Annotated in this window: 18 protein-coding genes; 6 read left to right on the top strand and 12 right to left on the bottom strand. The window is 42.6% G+C overall.

All coding sequences use genetic code 11. The annotated features are described in order from the left end of the window. Nucleotides 1–68 precede the first annotated feature (68 nt). Nucleotides 69–707, bottom strand: coding sequence for a carbonate dehydratase (gene can, locus ACYUCY_RS12115; RefSeq protein WP_460226763.1), 639 nt, complete (start codon nucleotides 705–707; stop codon nucleotides 69–71). A gap of 229 nt (nucleotides 708–936) precedes the next feature. Here can and sbcB point away from each other — a divergent pair, with 229 nt between their 5' ends. Beyond that, nucleotides 937–2370, top strand: coding sequence for an exodeoxyribonuclease I (sbcB, locus tag ACYUCY_RS12120; RefSeq protein WP_460226764.1), 1434 nt, complete (start codon nucleotides 937–939; stop codon nucleotides 2368–2370). A gap of 76 nt (nucleotides 2371–2446) precedes the next feature. On the opposite strand, the gene ACYUCY_RS12125 is transcribed toward sbcB, so the two are convergent. Then, nucleotides 2447–3361, bottom strand: coding sequence for a DUF2971 domain-containing protein (locus ACYUCY_RS12125; RefSeq protein WP_460226765.1), 915 nt, complete (start codon nucleotides 3359–3361; stop codon nucleotides 2447–2449). Between the two features lie 505 nt (nucleotides 3362–3866). On the opposite strand from ACYUCY_RS12125, the gene ACYUCY_RS12130 reads away from it, so the two are divergent. Further along, nucleotides 3867–4880: an aspartate carbamoyltransferase gene (locus ACYUCY_RS12130; protein WP_460226766.1), complete on the top strand. Its 1014-nt coding sequence runs from the start codon at nucleotides 3867–3869 to the stop codon at nucleotides 4878–4880. 10 nt (nucleotides 4881–4890) lie between these two features. Here the strand turns inward: ACYUCY_RS12130 and ACYUCY_RS12135 are convergent, their stop codons facing one another. Then, entirely contained in the window at nucleotides 4891–6258 is a 1368-nt protein-coding gene (locus ACYUCY_RS12135; RefSeq protein ID WP_460226767.1) for a diguanylate cyclase, read from the bottom strand. Between the two features lie 225 nt (nucleotides 6259–6483). Between ACYUCY_RS12135 and ACYUCY_RS12140 the strand changes: the two genes are divergently transcribed. The 3 genes from ACYUCY_RS12140 (at nucleotide 6484) to ACYUCY_RS12150 (ending at nucleotide 11391) form a co-directional block, all read left to right on the top strand. Next, nucleotides 6484–7668, top strand: coding sequence for a 1-acyl-sn-glycerol-3-phosphate acyltransferase (locus tag ACYUCY_RS12140; protein ID WP_460226768.1), 1185 nt, complete (start codon nucleotides 6484–6486; stop codon nucleotides 7666–7668). Nucleotides 7669–7683: 15 nt separating this feature from the next. After that, the gene (gene dinG / locus ACYUCY_RS12145; protein ID WP_460226769.1) at nucleotides 7684–9801 is read left to right on the top strand and encodes an ATP-dependent DNA helicase DinG; all 2118 of its coding nucleotides are present in this window, start codon (nucleotides 7684–7686) and stop codon (nucleotides 9799–9801) included. Nucleotides 9802–10233: 432 nt separating this feature from the next. Continuing rightward, nucleotides 10234–11391, top strand: a complete 1158-nt coding sequence (locus tag ACYUCY_RS12150) for an MFS transporter (protein ID WP_460227080.1) — start codon at nucleotides 10234–10236, stop codon at nucleotides 11389–11391. A 109-nt stretch (nucleotides 11392–11500) separates the two neighbouring features. Here ACYUCY_RS12150 and ACYUCY_RS12155 read toward each other — a convergent pair whose 3' ends face one another. Continuing rightward, complete coding sequence (locus ACYUCY_RS12155; protein ID WP_460226770.1) at nucleotides 11501–12226, bottom strand: hypothetical protein; 726 nt, start codon at nucleotides 12224–12226, stop codon at nucleotides 11501–11503. Nucleotides 12227–12387: 161 nt separating this feature from the next. On the opposite strand from ACYUCY_RS12155, the gene nhaC reads away from it, so the two are divergent. Then, the gene (gene nhaC, locus ACYUCY_RS12160) at nucleotides 12388–13788 is read left to right on the top strand and encodes a Na+/H+ antiporter NhaC (protein WP_460226771.1); all 1401 of its coding nucleotides are present in this window, start codon (nucleotides 12388–12390) and stop codon (nucleotides 13786–13788) included. A gap of 19 nt (nucleotides 13789–13807) precedes the next feature. Here nhaC and ACYUCY_RS12165 read toward each other — a convergent pair whose 3' ends face one another. The 8 genes from ACYUCY_RS12165 to ACYUCY_RS12200 all read right to left on the bottom strand — a co-directional run bounded on the left by ACYUCY_RS12165 (nucleotide 13808) and on the right by ACYUCY_RS12200 (nucleotide 24101). Continuing rightward, entirely contained in the window at nucleotides 13808–14779 is a 972-nt protein-coding gene (locus tag ACYUCY_RS12165) for an NAD(P)-dependent alcohol dehydrogenase (RefSeq protein WP_460226772.1), read from the bottom strand. Nucleotides 14780–14815: 36 nt separating this feature from the next. After that, nucleotides 14816–15610 carry an MBL fold metallo-hydrolase gene (locus ACYUCY_RS12170; protein ID WP_460226773.1) on the bottom strand — a complete coding sequence of 265 codons (795 nt, stop codon included), beginning with the start codon at nucleotides 15608–15610 and terminating at the stop codon, nucleotides 14816–14818. Between the two features lie 313 nt (nucleotides 15611–15923). After that, complete coding sequence (locus ACYUCY_RS12175) at nucleotides 15924–16871, bottom strand: hypothetical protein (protein ID WP_460226774.1); 948 nt, start codon at nucleotides 16869–16871, stop codon at nucleotides 15924–15926. A gap of 108 nt (nucleotides 16872–16979) precedes the next feature. Further along, nucleotides 16980–17240, bottom strand: coding sequence for a hypothetical protein (locus tag ACYUCY_RS12180; protein WP_460226775.1), 261 nt, complete (start codon nucleotides 17238–17240; stop codon nucleotides 16980–16982). Nucleotides 17241–17492: 252 nt separating this feature from the next. Next, nucleotides 17493–19175 carry a lipase family protein gene (locus tag ACYUCY_RS12185; protein WP_460226776.1) on the bottom strand — a complete coding sequence of 561 codons (1683 nt, stop codon included), beginning with the start codon at nucleotides 19173–19175 and terminating at the stop codon, nucleotides 17493–17495. A gap of 413 nt (nucleotides 19176–19588) precedes the next feature. Further along, nucleotides 19589–20692, bottom strand: coding sequence for a phosphoribosylaminoimidazolesuccinocarboxamide synthase (locus ACYUCY_RS12190; RefSeq protein WP_460226777.1), 1104 nt, complete (start codon nucleotides 20690–20692; stop codon nucleotides 19589–19591). A 253-nt stretch (nucleotides 20693–20945) separates the two neighbouring features. After that, complete coding sequence (locus ACYUCY_RS12195) at nucleotides 20946–21341, bottom strand: hypothetical protein (RefSeq protein ID WP_460226778.1); 396 nt, start codon at nucleotides 21339–21341, stop codon at nucleotides 20946–20948. Between the two features lie 312 nt (nucleotides 21342–21653). Next, nucleotides 21654–24101 carry an ABC transporter permease gene (locus ACYUCY_RS12200; RefSeq protein WP_460226779.1) on the bottom strand — a complete coding sequence of 816 codons (2448 nt, stop codon included), beginning with the start codon at nucleotides 24099–24101 and terminating at the stop codon, nucleotides 21654–21656. Nucleotides 24102–24307 lie beyond the last annotated feature (206 nt).

Consider the following 24307-nt stretch of genomic DNA (forward strand, 5'->3'; position numbering starts at 1 on the left):
ACTGCAATTAAAAACGTGATTAATTAAAAAGTTTAGTAAAAAATATCATTCGTGATATTTTTTCAAAACTAAATAATTCGTGGGTCGAGTTTATATTGTTCCGGCACATCATTTAGGCTATCTAGCGGTTCCATTAGTTGTTTTACCAAGCCATCGTGAATTGAATAAATCCAGCCGTGGATTGATAAATCTTGCCCGCGACGCCAGGCATTTTGTACCACATTGGTATGGGAAACGTTTGCTACCTGCTGCGCAACGTTGAGTTCACACAAACGATCTACTTTTTCTGAATGCTCGGCGATATCCTCAAACGCCACACTATTATTATAATAAGTGTCGCGAATATTTCTTAGCCAGTAATCGATGATTCCCAACTGTTTTTTTTCAAGCGCAGATTTAACACCGCCACAGCCATAATGACCACACACAATAATGTGCTTTACGTGGAGTTGCTCAACAGCAAAATTAATGACGGTTTGGCAATTTAAATCAGTGTTGAGAACGACATTCGCAACATTTCGGTGAACAAATAGTTCACCGGGTAAAAGCCCCACAATTTCATTCGCCGGTACGCGGCTATCGGAACAACCAATCCATAAGAATTCGGGTTCTTGTTGTTTCGCGAGACTCGGGAAAAAATCGGGATTTTCGCGCTTAATGTCTTCTGACCATTTAACGTTGTTCGCTATTAAATCTTCAAGCTTCACTCTATTCCACCCTTAAAATTTGGTTGCCAGGAAGTATACCGTGTTAGTCCGCGTTCTGAAAAGCCTAGGTTTTTCAATCAAGCTATAAGCGGGTGACAGTATTGTTTTTAAAATGTAGAGTCGGTTTTACTAATAAGCTTAATCAAATCATCGGCAGATTATTTGTTGTTGTATTGTTTAAACCTACTGTCGAAACTTAATAATTTTCTCAATTCAAAGTGATTTTCTTATGAATACCTTGTATTGGCACGACTACGAAACCTGGGGTGAGGTTCCAAATCTAGACAAGCCTTCGCAATTTGCCGGGGTGCGCACCAATGAAGAGCTAGAGATTGTTGGTGACCCACTGAGTATTTACTGCCAGCCAGCAAGCGATTGTTTACCCAAGCCTGAAGCCTGCCTGGTAACCGGTATTACGCCTCAACATGCGTTAAAACATGGTCTGCCAGATTATGAGTTTATGAGGGAAATCCATCATGAACTCTCACGCCCTGGCACCTGCGGTGTGGGTTACAACTCAATACGTTTTGATGATGAGGTGACGCGCAATGGTTTGTTCAGGAATTTTTACGATCCTTATGAGCGCGAATGGCGTAATGGTAATTCACGTTGGGATATTATCGATGTTGTGCGTTTAACCTATGCCTTACGACCAGAAGGCATTGAGTGGCCCAGACATGAAGACGGCAGCCCTAGTTTTCGACTCGAAGAGCTGAGTAAAGCGAATAAATTGGTTCATGAATCTGCTCACGATGCTTTGTCTGACGTGTACGCAACGATCGCTTTAGCGAAACTAGTAAAAAATAAGCAGCCTGGTTTGTATGATTATGCCTATAAATTGCGCGATAAGAAAAATGTTGCCGACCTAATAGATTTATCGTCCCGCAAACCTCTGTTGCATATTTCGTCCCGTTATCCCGCGAGCCAAGCTTGCGCTGCTTTTGTAGTGCCTTTAGCCATGCATCCTGAGAACAAAAATGGTGTCATTGTTTACGATCTTTCCGCGTCTCCGTCATTATTGTCAGATTTAAGCGTTGAGGAAATCTCAGAACGGCTGTTTACTCGCAGGGAAGATTTGGATGAAGGTGTAGAGCGTGTCCCACTAAAGGTAGTTCATCTAAACAAGTCACCGATCTTAACAACGCCAAAATTAGTCGACGCTAAAATTGCCGAACGGATTAAGTTGGATAAAAATATTTGCGAAAAACATTGGCAAGAAATTAAAGATTTGGATCTGACGGAAAAACTACATGCAGTGTTTAGTAGTAATCAATTTCCAGAGTCGAATGACCCTGAGCAAAGCTTGTATCAAGGATTTCTCGATAATCGAGATAAAAAGACCATGATGGATGTTAGGGCCGCTAGCGCAAAAACTCTAGCTAACACTACCTTTAGTTTTTACGACAAGCGTTTGCCGGAACTATTGTTTCGCTATCGAGCCAGAAATTTTCCGGATTCTCTCAGTGAGCAAGAAAAGTTACAGTGGCGGGAATATTTAAAAATTCGCTTTAATGATTCGGATGGCGCTACAGGACAAAGCGTAAAAGTATTTCGTGAAAAAATCGAATTGCTTCTAAATGACGGTACCTTATCTGCCGAAAAGAAAGAAGTACTGAAAGAATTGCTATCCTATCAGGAATCGCTGATCAGAAATATATTGTGATTGGTCGGGCGGTATTCGGGAATAAAAAAAGCACTCAATGAGTGCTTTTTAAATTTAGCTAATCTGCCAACTTTTGCTAACTTGGTTTTTGATTTACTCGGTCGATTTTCAACTCAAAATTTGTTGTTCCCAAAGTGGTTTCAAACATTTTTACTAGGGAATAATTACTTTTGATGATATCCCAAATTTCTTTTTGGTCCGCTAAGCTGGTTGCGGTTCCAAAGTGTACCGCTTTCAAATCGTCATTATTAAAGGGTCTGTCGAGATAATGTTTGTTTGGATCTTCGTCAATTGGTGCTTCACTTTCTTTTTGTTCAAAAAAACAACGCCACTCTTGTTCGCTTTTATAGCTCAGTGGTTTTGAGAGAAACTTCTCTTGGAAATAATCTTGGGGACGATGGCCATCATTAACCAGCACTGTATTGAGTTGTTCTTTCATGCTCGAGATGGCGGGTTTGTTATCTGAATATTTAACTTGTTCTGCCTTGCCAAAATATGCAGAACCTTCATTGTGAAAACGTAAAATCACCCCGCGGTGATTGTCGCCATATTTGTACCAAGAATTTAAATCGTCTGCCTTTGCTGAAAAACAGCAAATTCGCATTTTTCGAGTATAAGCCTTCCAGTCAGTAACAATTTGTTCAATTTCTTCAATACGTTGAGTCACCATTTGGGTGAGCAAGTCATGTAACACAGTTTCGGCTTCTTCTGGTGAAGCGAAACGCTCTTCATCGCGCCAGCGTCGAATTGCAGCCATTAGCGGTGCTCTTCCAGAAGGTGGATCTTTTGCGAAAATAAAGCTGGTCGCTGCCTTTATCGCGGCGCTTAATAAGTCGTCATTGTTGAAGGGTAATTCACTCTGGTAATTCAACTCCAAAGGGTCTGCATATAGCTGTGAGGCACTCCAGCGCAACGACTGTGAGGCAAGGATTAACTTTGCAGTTTCCGCTGAGCAGTATTTGTATAAAGTATCTTGAGAACGTTGGCTCACTTTAAATCCTTTTGTTATAGATCATCCTCTCTGAAGAGGCGTTTGGGCGAGCGATGGTTACTTCTGCGTCAATAGATATCGTTAACGAACAAAGTTAACGGAGATTACGTCCTGCCAACAACTCGTTAGTATGTCGCGCAAAATTCAATCGATCCAAAAAAGACGTTTTCTATCTCGATAATGCGATCTTACCAAGCTGACTGTATTGGTTTATATTGCAAACCGGTAATAAATAGAAATCGCTAAGCCCTATATAGTTATTAGCAACGATCCGTGAATTGTTCAACTTAATAGGCGGAAATCGTCTTAAACGGAGCGACTTCAAGGGTAAAAGCTCGCATAGCCAGGTTTTTGGAATAATTTACGCATGTCATTTTCTTGGCGTCGGCAATCAGGTAGGATGCCACTCCAGTTCATTCGGCAGTCCTGAGTCGACCCGCTTTGCTGGCGATCTAGACCGACCTTCTTCGATAAATTTAACCTGACACTTAACCCGGGGAATCCTGTGGAATTTACTGGCTCGCATATCCTCTCTATAGACCAATTCCAACGACCTGATATTGAACGAATTTTTACCGTGGCAGACGCCATGGTTCCCTACGCCATGCGTCAGCGGGTAACGCGCGTATTGGAGGGGGCTATTCTAGGCAATATGTTTTTCGAACCGAGTACGCGAACTCGGGTGAGTTTCGGTAGCGCATTCAACCTTTTAGGTGGCAACGTTCGAGAAACCACCGGCATCCAAGTATCTGCTTTGGCGAAAGGGGAGTCTCTATACGACACCGCTCGTGTTATTTCCGGGTACAGCGACGTGATTTGCATGCGTCATCCGGAAGAGGGCTCTGTAAGCGAGTTTTCCGGCGCCAGCCGAGTCCCAGTCATTAATGGTGGGGACGGCGCCAATGAGCACCCCAGCCAAGCCTTGTTGGATCTCTACACCATCGAAAAAGAATTGGCCGCACAGGGGCGAACCATTGATGGTCTGAGAATTGCGATGATCGGTGATCTCAAATATGGTCGTACGGTGCATTCACTGTGTGGTTTGTTGTCTCTATTTAAAAATGTCCATGTGACCCTCGTTTCTCCTGTTGAACTTGCGATGCCCGAGTACTTAGTCGACAAGTTGAAAAGTGCAGGCCATGTTGTCGATATTTCTCAAGAGTTAACGCAAAGTATTTCCCATGTCGATATTGCTTACTCGACACGCATTCAAGAAGAGCGGTTTAAGTCGAAAGAAGAGGCGGATAGTTATCGGGGGCGCTTTCGTTTAAATCAATCCATTTACACCAAATACTGCGAACCCAATACCGTCATCATGCACCCCTTACCTAGAGATTCACGGGCTGATGCAAATGAGTTAGACAGCGATCTAAATCAGAATCCAAATCTCGCCATCTTCCGGCAAACGGACAATGGGGTGCTGGTGAGAATGGCTTTATTTGCGCTGGTGCTAGATGTTGTTGATCAAGTTGAAAAACATTCTCGCCCAGTGACTTGGTATCACACACGAAAGACTTAGACGTTTTGTTTTAACTTAAAATTCTATAGATGGTAGTCAGCAAGTTGTCTGCTTCAATGGGTTTTTGAAGGTAGCGATTACTTGCCTTTGAAAATTTTGAGTTCGTTATCGTTTCTTTCGAACCGATGCTTATTGTCGGCATTTTTGCAGTTAGTTTATCCTCGGCAATATTTTCATGAATATTGACTTCACTATTCTGCTCTAGCGATTCATCTAGAATTAACAGATCAGGGTGAATGTTATGAATTATTTCCAAACATTCGACGCCATTGTTAGTGGTGAGGATGTTGTATTCTTTTCTGAGAACATCACTTAGCAGTGCGAGCATTTCATTATCTTCGTCTGCGATCAGTACCGTTTTATGTGGTGCGATTTGTCTTACTTTCGTGCAATTACGTCCGCTGTCTTTCGCTTCATAAAGCGCTTTATCTGCTTCCTTCCCTAGTTCTTGGCGCGGCAGGCCCGTGGTGTGATCGGCAGAGGCGCCGCCAATGCTCACCGTGACAAATTCTGAGTGATTCGATCTTTCATGGGGAATACCCGCATCTTCAATCGCTGTGCGCAAGGCATCAGCAACAACTTTAGCGCCGCTTAAGTCAGTATCGGGAAGTAAGGCGATAAACTCTTCGCCACCATAACGAGCCAGTATGTCTGCGGGCCGATGTAATGTTTGTTTTAATATTTGCGCCACTTTTTTAAGGCAGTCGTCACCGGCATGATGGCCATAGTAGTCGTTATACGTTTTGAAATGATCGACATCTATCATCAACACCGACACAGGGTTATGAGCTCTAGTGATCACTTGCCATTGTTTTTCAGCAATTTCTTCAAACGCACGGCGATTGTAGAGTTCGGTGAGTCCGTCATTTTGGCTTAAGTGCTGGAGTTCTTCGTTGAGCCGATGCAATTTATGCTGCATGGCAGTAATTCTTTCTAGCGCTCTTAGTTTCGCTTTCAGTACGACAAGGCTTATCGGCTTCGTCATGTAATCATCACCGCCAGCTTCAATTCCCTCGTGAAAACTTGCAGCGTCGCTCATACCAGTGATGAAGATAATAGGTACCCAATGCGAACCAAAAGTCTCACGCATCAAGCTCGTGGTCTCAAAACCATTTAAGCCTGGCATCTCTACATCCATGATTACCAAATCCACGGGAGTTGTTTCGATAAGTTGCAAGGCTTCTTCGCCGCTTTCCGCAACGACACTTTCGTGGCCGGCCTGCTTGATGTAGTTACACATCGTATAACGCAGCGTAGCGCTATCTTCTACGAGTAGGATCTTCATCGGTGGGCAAGCCATATCGAATGAAATGGCGCCAAGGCGAGGTGCTCGTTCACGAATAATCTGTTGGTGAACAGCGTTGATGCGATCCTGCAATACACGAGCGGTGCTCCATCAATTCTGTGGTGTTACCGCTAAAATTAAAACGGCTTGCTATACTCATTGTAGCCACAAAATGACCACTTTCCGATCTAGTACTTATCCATGAGAGATCTGAGGGCGAAATTATTGAGTAGGTGGTAATTTGTCGATGTTTTATGTATGTTTGCGCCTGCAAAAATTGCCTGGTTTAGCGCTTGATAACTGGATACGTAACTATAAATGACTAACTTTGATGACATCCGGCCCTATAACGATAGTGAAGTAAAAGCCGTCATTGATCGTGTGGTAAATGATAAAGAATTTCGTTTGGCCGTAGCGCGCTTACAGTACCCCAGAATCACCTCTATTATCCCCGGCGTTGTGGCGCGGATTGTTGGCTACTATGTAAAAAGAGAAGCAAGGGGAATAGATAGCGTTGAACAGCTGCAGATGATTGTGCGGCGTTATATCGACAAGATGCTCGATACCACCGGCAGCGAAGTTATTAGTTCTGGCATTGAACGCCTAGACCCCAAAAAATCCTATCTGTTTGTTAGCAACCACCGGGATATAACTCTCGATCCAGCGTTACTCAATTGGGTGTTAAATAAAAACCAACAAGAGACATTGCGCATTGCCATTGGCGATAATTTATTGAGTAAGCCCTATGTAACGGACTTGATGCGCTTAAATAAAAGTTTCATCGTCAAGCGTTCGGTAAAAGGTAATCGAGAAAAATTTAAAGCGGCGAAACATCTTTCTGAATATATTCACCATTCTTTGACGGTTGATAAAGCGAATGTCTGGATTGCCCAGCGCGAAGGTCGAGCCAAAAACGGTCTCGATAGAACCAACACAGCTTTGGTTGGCATGCTAAGTTTGAATAAACCGAAGACGCAAGAATTTGCGGATTATATTCGCGAACTTCACATTGTCCCAATCTCCATGTCTTACGAATGGGACCCTTGTGATGGAGATAAAGCGCGCGAAATTTTCGAACACAACACGCATGGCAAGTATGAAAAAGAAGAGCATGAAGATGTGCTCACAATTGCCAAAGGAATATCCGGATCTAAGGGTAAAGTGCGAATTGTTTTTGGTGATGAGCTAACGGAAGATTTTAATGATACCGATGAGGTCGCCGCAGAAATTGATCGCCAAGTAATAAACAATTATGCGATACAGCCCAGCAATTATTTCGCGTACAAAAGTATTTACGGCGAGTTTCCGCCAAGTTTTGTCGACGAGAATAATGTTGCGTTCAACGAATCTGATCACCCCACAGAAGCTCGAGCATTTGTTGATAGACTGCGAGCAATTGAACCTAAATATCGACAACTTGTTCGAGAAATGTATGCGAACCCAATTGTGAGCAAATTGCAATTGCGCGATGCTGATCATCTTCCCCAGCAAAAAAGCGCCTAGTTGCAAGCGGGGAACATGCTCTCACCTGATACCAAGCAAGCCATCCAATCCGCCTACAGCCAATTCTTAAGTTCCAGCGATTTAAAGCCTCGTTACGGTCAAAAGCTAATGATTGCCGAGATTGCAAAAACGTTGGGCGCGATCGAACTTGATGAAGAAAAAGTGAGAATTTCAGATTCTCATATCTGCGTGGTCGAAGCCGGCACCGGTACGGGTAAAACAGTTGCATACCTACTCGCCGCGTTGCCGATTGCCAAGGCCCTCGGTAAACATTTGGTGGTGTCGACTGCGACAGTTGCACTGCAAGAACAAATTGTTAACAAAGACCTGCCCGATTTAAAACGCGCCTGCGATCTAGATTTTTCTTATTCTTTAGCAAAAGGACGCGGTCGCTATTTGTGTTTATCAAAAATGGATCGCCAGCTTAATGATTTGAATTCCTCACAAACGGGACAGCTTGGATTCCCAGGGGGCGATGACTTTCGTTCCGATGAACAAACCTTAAGTCTGTATCAATCGATGATGGAAGCTCTGTCAGCGAATAAGTGGGATGGTGATCGTGATAACTGGACGAAAACCATTGATGAAGATCAGTGGCGACCAGTCACGACTAACCATCGCGAATGCAGTGGCAGACGTTGTTCGTTTGTTTCAAATTGCAGTTTTTTTAAATCCAGAGAACAGATGAGCGGTGTCGATTGTGTCGTTACCAATCACGATTTAGTCTTGGCCGATCTCGCTCTTGGGGGTGGTGCCATTTTGCCTGCACCAGAAGACACAATTTATATTTTTGATGAAGGGCACCACCTCGCAGAAAAAGCCTTAAACCATTTTTCTCATTACACGCGTTTAGAATCGACACAAAAATGGCTTGATGAATGTAGTCAAGCCTTGCCAGCCGCAGTGCAGCAAATTGGTGAGGCAGGAGATATCAATCGGAAGCTAGAACAATTGCCCGGTGTGATTGCCGATTGTAAAAAACAACTCAGTTACATTCAGCCGGTATTGCTCGATTGTTTTGATGAGATAGTGGAAGACGACAGAGATAGTAATCGCTATCGTTTTGCTCATGGTATCGTTCCCGCGTCGATTGTTGATTGCGCTGCAGATGCAACACAAACATTTGGTCGTTTAGTTGATGTATTGACTCAAATTTCCGGTGAACTATCAGAATCAATTGAGGACGCTTATACGTCTGTACCTAAAGTTGATTTGGAAAATTGGTTTCCACTGATTGGGTCTTGGCTTGCTCGCGCAGAAGCAAATCTTGCGTTATGGATGAGTTATTCCACTAACGATATCGCTGAAGTTCCGGAAGCGAGATGGTTAGAAAAAATTGACAACGCAAGTGGTAGCGATTTATCGATTTCGTCTAGTCCTATTTTGGCTGCTGAAACTCTGGATGAGTTGCTGTGGTCTCGTTGTTGTGGTGCGGTAGTGACGTCGGCAACCTTAACCGCGCTAGGTGTTTTTGATCGCTTGCGGATGAGAGTTGGCACACCGGCGAATAGTAATTACCAAATTGTACCTAGCCCTTTTGATTACAAGCGGGCAACCTTGTCGATTCCGGCACAGGCTGTTGATGCTGGCAATGCAGAATTGCATACCCTAGAGCTCATCGAGAATTTACCAGATTTGTTAGATCCCTTTGATGGTAGTTTGGTGTTGTTTGCATCAAGACGGCAGTTGAATGAAGTCTATGAAAGCTTGGATGAATTTTGGCAGAAAAAAATACTTCATCAAGATGATAGGCCCAAACAAGAAACCCTCGTTGAGCATCGCCGCCGAGTTGACGAAGGAGAGGGTAGCGTCATATTTGGTTTGGCGAGTTTTTCCGAAGGTGTCGATTTGCCGGGTAAATATTGTAGCCATGTCATCGTCGCGAAAATTCCTTTTTCAGTTCCTAACGATCCCATTGAATCTGCGCTTTCAGAATGGATTAAAGATCGTGGTGGTAATCCTTTTATGGAAATAAGCGTTCCTGATGCGTCTTTAAAATTGATCCAGGCTTGCGGGCGTTTACTTCGTAGTGAAAGCGACACCGGTAAGATTACGATTATGGATAATCGTTTGACGACGCGTCATTATGGGAAAGCGATATTGGATTCGTTGCCGCCGTTTAATCGGCAGTAGGTTTGGTGGTTTCAGCCGGGCTGTTTTCATTATTTGTGATTTTGTTGGTCGTCCGACGGACGAGGTGGCCGGTTTCGCCCGGCTGGCGAGTTCATTTTTCTTACTCGCATAAGAAAAACGAACCAAAAAGAAGTGCGCCCCACTTCGCTGTCCCCTCACTCCGAGCAATTTCGACAGGTCGGTTTGATGTCGCATCCATGCGCCAGCAAACCTAAATTGTACGTCCTGTACAATTTACCTCTCGAAATCGCTCTCCGTTCAGCGCTCTGTAAGGGGGAATTAAAAGCAAAAAATCATTTCTCTCTGCCTCTTAGTAATTAATTTACAGGGTAAGAGTTTGAGTAAACAGCCGAGTTCATGGTCGTATTTTTTTAAGGAAAAAATAGTTTGAAAAGTTATTCGTGGCAAACGCCTAAAAATTTATTGTTGTTGATGTCCATCGCAATGCCGGTCGCATTTGCGACGTGGAGTGCGTTGCTCAATAATTTTGTTATTGAGAAAGCGGCGTTTACCGGCGCGGAGATTGGCATGTTGCAAAGTCTGCGAGAAGTGCCTGGTTTTTTGGCATTTACTGCTGTTTTTGTTTTGTTGATTCTTAAAGAGCAGCGCTTCGCCTTGGTCTCATTGCTGGTTTTAGGTTTGGGTGTGGCTATTACTGGATTGTTTCCTTCGGTTATTGGTCTCTATTGCACTACGGTATTGATGTCGATTGGTTTTCATTACTTCGAAACTATTAAGCAATCTTTATCGCTGCAATGGTTGAGTAAGGCGGAGGCGCCTAAAGCTTTGGGGCAATTTATATCCGTTGGTGCTTTAGCATCTTTGGTGGTTTATAGTTTTTTATGGTTGAACGGTGAATACTTTCATCTGGATTATTTAGCAATTTATTTGTTAGGTGGCGGTACGTGTATTTTGCTCACCTTGTTCATGTATTTTGGTTTTCCCACCGTTAAGACTGCTGTTCCGCAACACAAACACCTTGTGTTTCGTAAACGTTATTGGTTGTACTACGCATTGACTTTTATGAGTGGCGCGCGACGACAGATATTCACCGTGTTTGCCGCATTTATGATGGTTGAAAAATTTGGTTATGGTGTTTCCGATATCGCTGTTCTGTTTTTGATTAATCATTTAGTTAACTGGTTAATCGCAGGAAAAATCGGCGCATTGATAGGTCGAATTGGTGAGCGTCACGCACTAACGTTCGAGTACATCGGCTTAATTGGTGTTTTTGTTAGTTACGCCTTCGTTACCAATGGTCAGGTTGCTGCGGGTTTGTACATTGTCGATCACATGTTTTTTTCTTTGGCGATAGCGATTAAAACATACTTCCAGAAAATAGCTGATCCAGAAGATATGGCGGCAACAGCAAGTGTGAGTTTTACGATTAATCATATTGCTGCCGTAGTGATTCCTGTGTTGTTTGGCTTTCTTTGGTTGGTTTCGCCTAGTTCGGTATTTTTATTGGGTGCAGGAATGGCGGGGATTTCTTTGGTACTAGCACGGAATATTCCGCTGGTTCCTGAGAAGGGGAATGAGGTTGTGGTGGGGAGGCGTTTTATTGTTGGTGGAGTGAAGTCCTCAGCGTAGTTTTGTTTGCCTGATTAACCTTCTCTTGCTCTGCAATTCAGCTCAGTTTTTTTGGCGCCTCGTTCGGCAAGTTACAAGAGACATAAGCTGTTCTGGTGTTTTGCCATTCTCATCTGGCCTCAATTAATTCCAGAATTCCTTGGTTTTTATCAAGTAACTTGTCGATCTCCTGAGTGATACGCAGTTGTTCTTGTTTCTGGGATTCCGATTCCTTGCCCGATGACTCAATCAATGCATAAATGTCTTCCTGAGCTGAGATCAGTTGAATAATTTTTTCTCTATCCTTTTGGAATTCGCTGCGTTGCTCCGCATTCTCGAAAGCCACGAAAAATGCTCGCTGGTAAGTATTGGTGTTTGCAGGCTGCCATTTTCCATTGTTACTCTCACTACATCGATGAATTTTAGATTTACGCTGTAGCGGCGTGCATTCCGAGTCTATCGCGGACTGACGAGTGATAAATTCCTGCTTCTTAGCAGGGGCTAATAATATTAAATTCGCGGGCTGATTTTCCTGTAATGGCGATGCTTCTTTCGGTTTGCGTGGTTGTGGAATTGAGCTGACCTGGGAAGAAGATATTGTTGTTTCAGTTGTTACCGGATCGAGCGGAGGTTCACTTTGGTGGGTGGCGGGTGAGATCGGAGCCACTAATGTAAGGGAGATGATTTTTTTAATTTCCGGCTTAGGTAAGTGGTTTTCGGCAGAGAACTGATAAAGAAGCAGTAGCACTATCCCATGCAGTACTGCACTGGCCAATAGAGCCGCAGATAAATAGTGATTGCTTAGACCGTCCGAGGTATCTGGAGAGCTGATCTTCTGAGGGTAAATTGAGATCATAAAAAGCTTATTGCTTAATATTTGTTTTTCTACGACAGAAGCCAATAAACAAAGTTCCTTGGAGATGGGCCCAATTATTTTCTATTGAGATTTATTTTTTGATTGGCTATCTTTGCTTCTTTGGGTTCATATTTCGGAACATATTCTTTGCGGAGTGATTTTTGAATAAGCAGCCAAGTTTGTTACATGCGCTCGTTTGTTTTGGTGGGATTTTTCTTTGTATCTCTTTTGGGCTTTTCTATTTTCAAGTCAGCTTACATGCGCTGATGTTTGTATGTTTGTTATGGGCCTCCTTTCATAGTTATCTTTTGGGTTATAAGTTCGTCGAGATTCGTGAAATGATGAATCGTGGCATCACTAAAGCTTTGCCGGCGATTTATATTTTTATTTTGATTGGGATGGTGATTGCGAGTTTTATGCAGAGCGGTACCATTGCGAGTTTGTTATTTTATGGTTTGCAGTTTTTAAAGCCTTCTATCTTTTTAGTGGCGAGTTTGGTTTTGTGCAGTTTTATGTCGGTGGCGACGGGGACTTCTTGGGGTACGGTGGGTACTTTGGGTGTTGTGCTGCTGGCCATCGGCGATACGTTGGGAATGCCTTTGCCGTTAGTGGCAGGGGTAATTATCTCTGGCGCAACATTTGGTGATAAGTTATCGCCGGTATCGGATACGACGAATCTTGCGGCAATGAGTGCCGGTACTTCGCTTTATCGACATATTTATTCAATGTTGTTTACAACGATTCCGACTTTTATTGTTGTGACAATTATCTTGATTATTTATGGTTTTCTTTTTGATGGCAATGCGAGCAGTTTTACTGAATTAGAAGCCATGCTTGTTGCTCTTGATGATTTGTATGTCCTTAATCCTTTAATTACTTTTATCCCAATTATCGTAATGGTGTTTTGCAGTTTGCGTCGACTTTCAGCTGAGGTTTCTATGTCACTCAGTGTGGTGGCGGCGACGCTAATTGCTATTATTGTTCAGCAACAGCCAATCACTGAATCCCTAAACGCTTTATGGAGTAACACCGCACCAGACTCAGGAATTGCTTCACTGAATTCTTTGTTGGGGCGGGGCGGTATCAGCAGTATGAGTTGGACCTTGTTGATTTCGATTATGGCCTTGGCCATGGGCGGCATTCTTAACGGCGCTGGTTTTTTACAGGTTTTGTTGGAAGGGATTTTAGTTCGCCTACGTCGCACTGGTTCAATAGTGGCAACAACCATTGGCGCGGGCGTGATTGGCAACATGGGCATGGGCGAGGCTTACATCACTATTATTCTCAACAGCCAGTTATTTAAGCCGGTATTTAAACGAGAAAAAATTGATAAAGCAGTGTTATCTCGTTCAGTGGAAGAAGGCGCGACGATGACGACGGGATTAATTCCCTGGACAACGGCGGGTGCATTTTATGCGAGTACTTTGATGGTGCCTGTTGTTGAATATGCACCTTATGCGTTTTTAAATTATTTGAATCCGCTAATTTCAATTGTCTTGGCTTTTTTGGGATGGGGCTTGTTAGGGGGGCGATCTAAAGCATGCCCTGAAAGAAATTTGTAGGTCATAAATCAGTCTGCCCTCAAACTTCTATCACAACAATGCCTTGTTTTCGTGCGGTTTCAACGTAGCGATAGGCATCAGCGATGTCCGGCAACGAGTACTTGCGATCGATGACTGCTTTAAAGTCACCGGATTCGAGATGTTCTGATAGAAAAGGCATCAGGTGTTTATCTTGCCGTGGCATAGGCATTACCATTTTTTTAGTTTTTGTAAGTCGCGTCCAAAACGGAAGATATAGATTTTGGTAAAACGGCCCTAAGTCGGTAGAAGAAAACACGCCATTATCTTTTAAAAATATTTTGCCCTCGGCATAGGTAAATTTACCGACAGCATCGAGAATAAAATCGAATGATTGATTTAGTGACGATAGTTTCTGGGTGGTGTAGTCAATAATTGTGTCGGCACCTAGCGATCGCATTAACTCTAAATGCCGCGTGGATACAACGGCTGTAACATCGCAACCATAAATTTTTGCCAACTGTAAGGCTGCCACTCCGATTGCACCGGACGCACCGTAAATCAAAATGGAATCACCCACGTTTGGCTTAAACTGTTGCAAGTAGGTGTTTGCGTACCACGCGCCTTCGCCCACAACAACTTGTGCAAATGATTTAGAGGGTGGCATATTGGCAACCATACAATCATGCGGTATACAGACGTATTCCGCATGAGCGCCATGGATTGAAGGTGTTAAACCAAATACTCGGTCACCGATTGAAAAAGCGGTTACATCTTTCCCAATCGCATCGACGGTGCCGGAAAAATCCATACCGAGAATTGGATTTTTGGGATGAATTAATCCTGATGCAGGTCGCATAAAAAAAGGGTGGGCGCGTAAGTTGCAGGTATCGGTACGTCCCACTGTCGTAGCATGAACTTTGACACGAATTTCCGATGCCCTTGGTTCAGGAATCGTCACCTGAGAAATAGTGAGTACATCGGGAGAACCGTAAACGGTATTTACTACCGCTCTCATTTGTTGTGAGTTCATCTGTTTTTTTCCGAGGCCTTAGCTCTCGAGAGAAAGCTAAATATTTAGTGAATCGCCTTTTCTCATGATTTCGCATCTTGCACCGAGCGTTTCAACTTTTTTCTTAAACGCGGATTCATTTGCAGGATTGTATTTTTTGGTAAAAAACGCTGGGCAATTGTAGTGGCAAGGGATTACCAGTTGGGGTTTGATTATTTCAACCGCCTGCAAGGCTTCTTCCTCATTCATTGTGTTGTGGATTACCTTGCCACCGATGGGAATCATTAGTACATCTGGGCTTGGCAGTGTTTTCCAATCATCTGCTTGTAATAAAGTGTCGCCCAAATTAAGTACCGTTTTTCCGTGCAACTCAATCAGAAACCCCAACGCTCCCCAGCCAACCCTTTCTGTAGGGCCCGGTTTAACTGTTGTCGAAAATGGACCTAGCTTTAATAACAACTGACCATGAACTGTTTTAATCCCGCTAATTTTCACGCCATTTACTTCAATTGTTTCGCCAACTTCTAAGGTATGGGGAGAATTAACCGGTAGTGTAAAAGCGATTCCCTTGTTACGAGGTCCAAGCATAAAGCTCGTTCCATCACGCTCTTGCACCATGGTCTTATTACAGACCACTTCGGCACCAGATTCTTTAAGCACTCGGTCAAAGTGCCAATAATGATCTGGATCACCATGGGTGAGAAAAATATGCGTTATTGACGGCCACTCGCACTTTGGAATAAGCGTGCTAAGCCGCAAGAAGTAGAGAAACAGGCCACCGGGATCAATCGCGAGCTTTTTATTCTGCGACTCAATAGTGAATGCATTGTAAAGATAATGGGTGATTTTCATCGTAACCAACTCCACTAGCGCGTAACCGCTGCGCGAAAATGACGAAAAGATTATGACGTAAACGTTAACTGTACCTAATGGTTTAATCTGCAATATTGAGATCGATCAATAGAGACCATTTTATTTTATGATTTTGTAAGAACTTAAATATTGGCTCTATTCCATAATTTGAGGGGGGGAGGGGTGTTTCGGCCGTAAATTTAAAGAGAAATTGAGGTCAGATAAACGTTAAATTAAAAGTGGTGGTGGGGCTCCCCAGGAAAAAAATGAAAACTCTTATCTGACCCCACTTATATTTTTACTGTGAGATAATTTATTCATATCCTTTAATGCCATCAGGGTGAATTATATTTAATGCGGTTAGAAGAAAGGATATAGAGCCCCCAGTCTTTTTTGGTAGAATGCAAGACTTGCTAGTTTTTTTGTCCCAATAATATTGTGAATATGCGATTAATTTTCCGTCAAATGCCTTTCGTATCTCAATTCTTGCTCCACCAATCCCTTTTTTCTTCAATTGGGGTGGTTCTAATATTTGAGAATTAACAATATATTCAGCTGATGACTCTTGCACTCCTTTATAAACGAATTCATTGCGTCTTGAATCATTTATGTTATAACTTCGTAGTATTTTTTCACCATTAATGCTGATTTCCTCGATAGGTGAAACCTTATAGAATTCACTTTCTTGGCCTGTTGGTCGTTCAACTGAATTCAATAAACTTTGCACAAGTAACAAAGTTGCAATTTGACGAGAGTTTCCGTTCGGATAATAGATTCTATCTTGTTCAAACATCACAATTTTTGCTTGTGGTACATCTTCCAAAAACTTAGTTTCGGCGTTCCGGCAAATTTTGCTAAAGCTATAGTAGTTTACGATGTTGTAATAATTTTCTGCAGCGATCAATGCAATCCCGGGGATGGTTACCACGGAAAACAATGCCCCCGCCGTAAGATTCTTGAATATAGCTTTAAATTGAGATGAAAACACCCCTGAGCATATTGCCAATATTATTCCGGTGCAGAGTGGCATAAATATACTGGCTGCACATTGCGCAAAGAACGCTGCCCATTCACTTTCGCCTTCTATATTTTTTAATATCCAGATCAATATAAGTGTAGTAATTGTTCCAAGAATATGACCAAAAAAAAGATGGCGCCAATTCAATTGTGTGGATTTTTTAATTATAGAAAAAGTAATAAATGATGTTATTACCATAATGATATAAAGCGGGAAATAAACAATAGCCACTCCAATACCCATAAACCACTCCAGAATAACGAATTGAACTATGACCGCAAATGGCGGTGAATAAATAAAACAAGTTGATGATGTAGGCCAATCCTCCGCAAAAATACTTATCCCGTATTTTCATTTTTCTTTTATATCTGAATCTCGGCTGAATTCTCGTATACTTAAGACTCCCATGGCAGATACAAAGCAAGAAAGCCAAAAAAGTATATCTGAGTCAAAGCTATCGCTGCTAGCCATCGTTGGAACCAAAACAAAACTGGCCATCGCTAACAATAAAAAAATAGGTTGGCGGAGAATAGCATTAATTATGCCCAATACTATTCCAGCGATAACGTAAACCAAAACCCCGCTAAAGGCATCCCGAAAATTCAAAAGCATTTCATGTGATTCGTTTTCGCTTTGCCTATCCAATAGTGGCGTCAAAAAGCCATCTGTCAGTAAGTAGATATCAATATACTCTTTAAGAAATAGCGCGAAACTGCCAGCCCAAATAATTAAAAGTGCTTCCCCGGAGTTTATGCTACTACCGTCGCGTTTTAATTTGGATATGACTTGCAGGCTTTTGATTGAAAACTCTTATCTGACCCAATTTATATATACTTATATTTATTCTACTCTAATAACATCGATCTAATTAAAACGCCCCAATACATCATCAATCATAATTATTCCGCAAATTCCATGTATTGGGCCCACTTCGCTAATGTTGGCAAATAATAATTGTATATTGCTGGAATTACAGAGAGCACTTTGGTCATTGATGCTTTGTACATTACCTAAAAGTTCATTTGTTAGTTCACTTGTGTTGGCTTGTGCGACAAGGCGATCGAAGTCAGAGTGATAAAAATAAACATCGAGAGTTGGGTCTGCGAAAGCGACGTCTGAATTGCTAATGTTGGTAAAGCTGCTGAGCTGTAATAATGCTTTTAATTGATTGTATTCACTATCGTTGGCCATAAAGCCGGAAGCAAAATTACTTGTGAGCTGAGTGCCGTTGATAACATCAACTTCATTCAAGCCGGTCTCGGTGTAGTCAAATAACGGCGGCAAGATGCGTTCTATCGCATAGGCATTGACCAAGTCATCGTTGACGTAACGACAATAGTCATCCAAGAGACAAGTCCCATTGACATAGTTGATGAGACCTTTAACTGTTTCATAAACATTGTACGGGCCAGCACCGGTAAAAAGTTGTGTGGTGTTAAGTTCGCCTTGGCGCATGTGTAATATTTCTTGCCACGCAGCAACAGCACTATGTCCCCCTTGAGAGTAACCAACAATGGCAACATTTTTTGCGCCGGGGGCAGGACTCAATACATTAGTATAATTTCCAGAATCAATAACGGCAGAGACTAGGTCGACAGAATTAATTCCTGTCTGCTTCGCTTGTAGGTAAGTTTCTGTCGCGGTATTGGTATTACCTAAGCCGTAGTTGTCGGGAGCAATGACGAGATAGCCGCGACTGGCAAGTACGACTGCTAAGTTGTACCAAGCTCCGCTTACGTTTTTATCACTGGGAGTAAGGTCGGTGGAGTGGTTAAGTAAAATAATTTCGTTCTTAGCAGTGAAGTTAGCGACACCATTTGTTTGTGGGAATGCGATAAGACCTGAAAGCGTTTGCGTTTGGTTGCCTAGGGGGTCTATTGATTCATATAAAACGGTTTGAGTAACCACATCAAAATCGCTTAAGGGATTAAATAAGTTCGGTAGCTCATCATTGGCAATATTATTTAATAAATTATCAAGTATCGCTTCAAGCAATGGCGATAAAGCGGTGCGGTCAATAACGGCATCGAGTAGTGAAAGCGGGGTGACGTTGCCAATACTATTCAGCGCTAGAGTTTCCTCTTCATTAACGATAATAAGATTGTTAGCCGCAGTAATGGATGCTTGGCTCGCAAATGAAATACTCGCTTCTCTCGATGTTGTGGTTGTCATCGATGTTTCTTCTAGAGTGAGCGTTTGATTACTATTAAGTGATAAGTCGTCACTACAAGACAAAAGATGGTCAAGCAGTTTATTGTTGGCGGCGTTATCGATGTCTTGCGTATCGCGAATAATGATCCGTGAATTAGTTAGGTTGCAGGGCGTTGAATAGTCGTAACTCAAGCCTTCGGGTGCTAGGTGGCTTAGAGAAAAACGAGGCTTCACCACTTTTGTTACACTGTTGTTCTGAGGTAAAGAATCAACCAAGCTTAAAGAGGTAACAGGATTTACGTTATTGTTACCACCGTCGCTACCACCACCACCACCACAGGCAATTATGTTGGCGCATAGTATTGTGAATAATAATTTACGTGCGGTAGGTTTCATTCACGCTTCCTGTTTTGGAATTTGCGGTAACTTATCAAGTTGGATTGTGGATTTGGGATTTGTGTGATAGAAGTAGGACTCTTTGCGTATTAGTAAGTTCAGCGGGGGGTATGTGTTTTTTGACGGTCTTTTAGTTAACCGGGTTTGCCCAACAGGCGCGGCACTTCTTTTACGCGCACAAAAGAAGTACCCAAGATAAACCTTTCTGGAACAGATTCGGGTCGCAGTTTTTGCGAATTTGAAGGAGTGAAGCACGAGACATGCTGAACTAATAGTGTATCCACGCCTTCGCCGTATCCTCGTTCCAGCCATCCCTAAATCGCACATTGTATGCGATTTACATTTCAAAAATAACTTTCCTTTCGGCGCTCTGATGGGGGGAATCAAAAAATAAAACTGTTCCCAAATTGCGCCTAATCAATTAATTGATATTCTTTCCGTAAAATATCGATCACTTCTTGTTTGGGATTATCTGAAAGCGGTAAAGGTTTACCGATAATTTTTTCTGCGATATCCACATAGGTTTGACTGACTTGCTCGAACATAGCTGCAGGCAATGCATTGTTTTTTGCCAGCGCTAATCGTTCATCCATGCGATTTTTATTGAGTAAAATATCCGGATCAGGAAAATGATTTAGCAATAATTGTCGGAACCCTTCTTTGCTATTCTCAACAACCTTGCCTTCGCGAAATTGTGGGCCATCCCATATACGTGAGCTATCGGGCGTGCCGACTTCATCCATATAGATGAGTTTATCTTGACCTTGTGCGTCAGTGACGTAACCAAATTCAAACTTAGTGTCGACGAAGATCTGGTCGAGGTTTTCCAAGGCATTGCTTATAACATCGAATCCCTCAGTGAGCAGTTTTTCATATAAATCGATATCACTTTCGTTTTTAAAATTGAAAGCAGAAAAATTATTACGAATGTCGTTGCGACTGATATTGACATCGTCCTGTTCAGGTACTCCGGGGATGCCCTTTAGAATTCCTTTCGTACTTGGGGTCATTAAAAGCTCGGGGAGTTTTTGATCTTTCGTCAGTCCTTCAGGTAGCTGTATACCGCAGAAATTACGTTCCCCTTTGCTATAGGCACGCCACATTGAACCCGTAATATACGAGCGGCAAATGGCTTCGATCATCACTGGACGAGCTTTTTGAACAATCCATACAAAAGGGTGCGGAATATCTAAAATATGGCTATCAGCAAGATTATTGTCTTTAAAAAGCTGGAACCAGTGATTAGATATGGCATTGAGTGCAGCGCCTTTGCCAGGAATACCTTGTAAGCCACCTTCAGCATGCCAGCCACATTCAAAGGCGCTAATACGATCACTGATAACCATAATAGCTAGTGGGGCATCGGGGGCTACGTCATAGCCTCTCTCTTGAATCAGCCGCTTGCTATCAGTCTCAGTTAACCAATAAACACTGCGTACCTTGCCACTGTGGATGGGTTGGTCAGTACGAATAGGTAAGTCATTGTTTGTTGCTAAAATATTTTGCGCTTGGACCATTGTGCTCACTCATTGAAAATTTGGCGGAATTTTATCAAAGGTAATACAGAATGGGTACAGTATGAAGGCGACTCATAGAGTTATGGTGGATACCCAGTATTTCCCTTCAAGCAAGCGGCCAGCGTTTCCCAGCCGCTTCAGCCCAGGCGGCTCTCTTGCCTTGTAGTTCACCTTGTTGGAGTTGAGGGGGTACGCTCTCGTTTGGGATCATTGCCTCCTTTCGAGTGTGTGCGTTAAATTTGGGTAGGTTTAATCAGTGCTCTTTATTTTTGTTTTTCCAAACATGGATAGTGTCCTCGACGTCACCAGCTTCAAATTCCTGTTGAAAGGTTTGTAGAGAGAAATTGTTTAGCTGTTGTTCCAAAGCTGAAAGTAACGATTTGACCCCGAGTGCTTGGCTATCGACCGTGAGTTCCTTTCCGTTAATATCATAAAATTCCCAAACCCCAATGAAGCCAACAACGGCATGGTAACTGTACAAAATTTCTTTTAGCTCGCTGAGCTTAATACCCTCTGACTTTCCTCGATATTTTTTTTGAATGAAACCTTCTTTCAGATAAACTCTTTCCGGTAATAAATTCCAGGCCAATATGCCAACTGTGATAAACAGCGTTACTGCCATTAAGGTTGCAATTGTTGCTTCATTCATGACTTATATTCATAGCAGTTAAATAAACTGGAAATTCCGGGGACGATTTACTCAATTCAAGTCTTGGGCTCAGCATAAGCACTTCACGTATTAGCGCTGCAGTGTATCTACGCCCTAGTGCTTTTGGTTACAAGATAAATAATTAAGTAAACTGTCCCCGGAACTCCAAAATAAAAGCCGGCCTGGTTCGACTTCCTGCCTCCCCACCCCTAAATCGCACATCGTGTGCGATTTGCTGTTAAAAACAACTTTCTGTTCGGTGTTCTGAAGGGAAGCTTCAAAGCAAAAAATAAATTTATTCCGGCTTTCTCTTTATTCAAAGCGCAACGCTTCTACTGGGTTTGCTTGAGCCGTTTTCGCGGACTGTAAGGTAATTGTTGCAAGGGCAATCGTGGTGACAGAAAGCGCTGAGACGAAAAATACCCAATAAGCAATTTCGCTTCGGTAGGCAAATGCGGTTAGCCAATTGTCTATTGCTAAATAAGAAACAATCGACGCTATCACAGCTGATAGGCCAATTAATATCAATTGGCCTTTGGCTAACATCAGCACAATCGAGCTCACGGAAGCTCCTAGTACTTTTCGGACCCCAATTTCCTTTGTTCGTTGTTCGGTATTAAATGCCGAAAGACCATATAAACCGATGCTCGAAATAAAAATACAAATAATAGAAAAAATTCCGGTCAATGCCATTAGGCTTTCTTCGGAGGTGTAGAGTTCATTAAGGGCATCTTCGAAGAACGTAAACTCAAATAAATGATTGGGATCGAATTGAGCGATCACGGACTCGATATGGCGGATTGTCTCAGCGACATCGTCACCTGATAGCTGGATGATAAGCGGTTGGGCTATGGTGTTCTCTTGTGTAGTTGAATCACTTGCGAGTTCGCGCGGCGGAATGAGTTGTATCGCTAAAGGCTGCACCGATCGTCGCAAGGAGGCAAAATGAAAATCGTTAACAACACCCATAACCCGACGCTCTCCTTCACTGACTCGAATGGTTATGTTTTTTTCCAGCGGGTTTTCCCAGTTCATTTGCCTAACAAGGGCTTCATTAACAATAAGAGAATTTTCAGCATCGGAAGATAAGCTCTGTGAAAAGTCTCGTCCTTCAACGATACTCATCCCCATCACATCAAAAAACTCTTTGCTAACATTCATGATCCATAGCCTGCCACTCTCCATAGCGCCGTCGCTAGACTCAACGCTGACCACGGTCGCCATTGTATCGCCGCCCGGAATAAATGAAGATTCGGCAACACCGAGAATATTTGGGTTGTCTAATAACTCACTGCGAATCACGGGGAGTTTTGCCATCGCGTCGCTGCCGCGTAATTGAATAAAAATTCTTTCTTCTTTTTCGAACCCCAGTGCTTTGCTGGAAACATAAGTCATCTGTAAAGCCATTAACAATGTGCAGGCAACCACCGAAATAGACACGAAGAACTGGATGCACACTAGGAATTCTCGAAGAGAAAATTTACTCGAGTTCCTGTGCTGAGTCGCGGTTAAAGCCGCTTTAGGTGATATCGAAGACAGGTAGAAGGCTGGGTAAAGGCCCGCAACAATACCGATGCCTAAAGCCAGTAAGCCGAGCCAAATAACGAGAGAAGGGTCTTGTTGTAGATTAAGTAATTCTTGCATTCCTATTAAGGAGGGTAAGTTTGAAAAGGTCTCCAATACTTCAACTAAGGCTAAGCTTAGAAAAAATGCAATCGATGTGTAGACCAAAGATTCCCCTAAAAATTGAACAATAAGATGTTTTTTTTCTGCGCCTATTACCTTGCGCATACCAACTTCCTTCGAGCGTTTAGTGGCTCGGGCAGTGGCAAGGTTGGTGTAATTAATACAGGCGACCAATAATATAAACAAGGCAACGGCAGAAAAGCCGTAAAGGTAAAAAATATTTCCAGTAGGTCTATCGTAATTCCAGCCGGTATCGAAGTGTATATCGGCCAAAGCTTGCACCCGATAAGTAATATCCATACCAATTTTCTCGCCAAGCTCACGTCCATTCTCAGCGTAGTATTGATTGAGGGTTCGCTCTAATTCATTCAGTCGGAAACCTTCTGGCACTTTAAAATAAGTGAAATCCATTTGGACTAATAGATTTCTTGAATTGAAGTCTTCATTGCTACGGCCAAAGCTCGCCATTCTCACATCGTAAGACAGCAGCGCGTCGTATTTTAAATGACTATTTTCGGGTAGATCTTCAAATACCGCACTGACTCGGTATTGCGAATCTTCGAGTCGAATTGACTTACCTACAGGGTTGGCGTCGCCCCAGTATGTCCTCGCTAGGGATTCACTAACAACAATGGAAGAGGGATCAGACAAAGCATTTTGTAAATTACCGTACGTCGCCCGGTGAGTAAAAATGTCAAAAACATTGTTGTCAGCAAAGTAAATATCTTCCCAGGAATATTTCAACGTGTCGGTACGTAAAACTGTGTCGCGTCCAATATGATTAAATCGGACGTAGTCTCCGACCTGAGGATAACTTCGTTCGATTAATGGACCGAGTGCAGGCGATGACTCGGCAGTAGATAAATACTGCCCATTGGTATTGACCTCAACAGCAACACGAGCAATACGTTCATGATTGATATTATGCTGGTCATAGCTTAACTCGCTGTGAATGTACTGCCCCAGGATGATGGAACAGGCTAAAGCCAAGGAAAGACCGATGATATTAATCAGTACATAAACTTTTTCGCGCTTGAAACCACGGAGCATGACTAAGAGGTAGTTTTCAAGCATAGGGTTTTGTCCGGTTTTTATTATTTGGTTAATTTAAATCATCGGAAAATTAATTTCACCATTTCCGACAGTGGAAAATCAAAGGCTCAGAGTAGTTGGTTTCTTTATCCTTCATTTATAAAAATAAAAATTAGCCAATTCTATTTATAAAAATCAATTACTCTGAACCCATTGATCTAAAATCATTTTTCCGCTTTTTTTTCGGA

It is taken from the genome of Aurantivibrio infirmus (assembly GCF_054767315.1).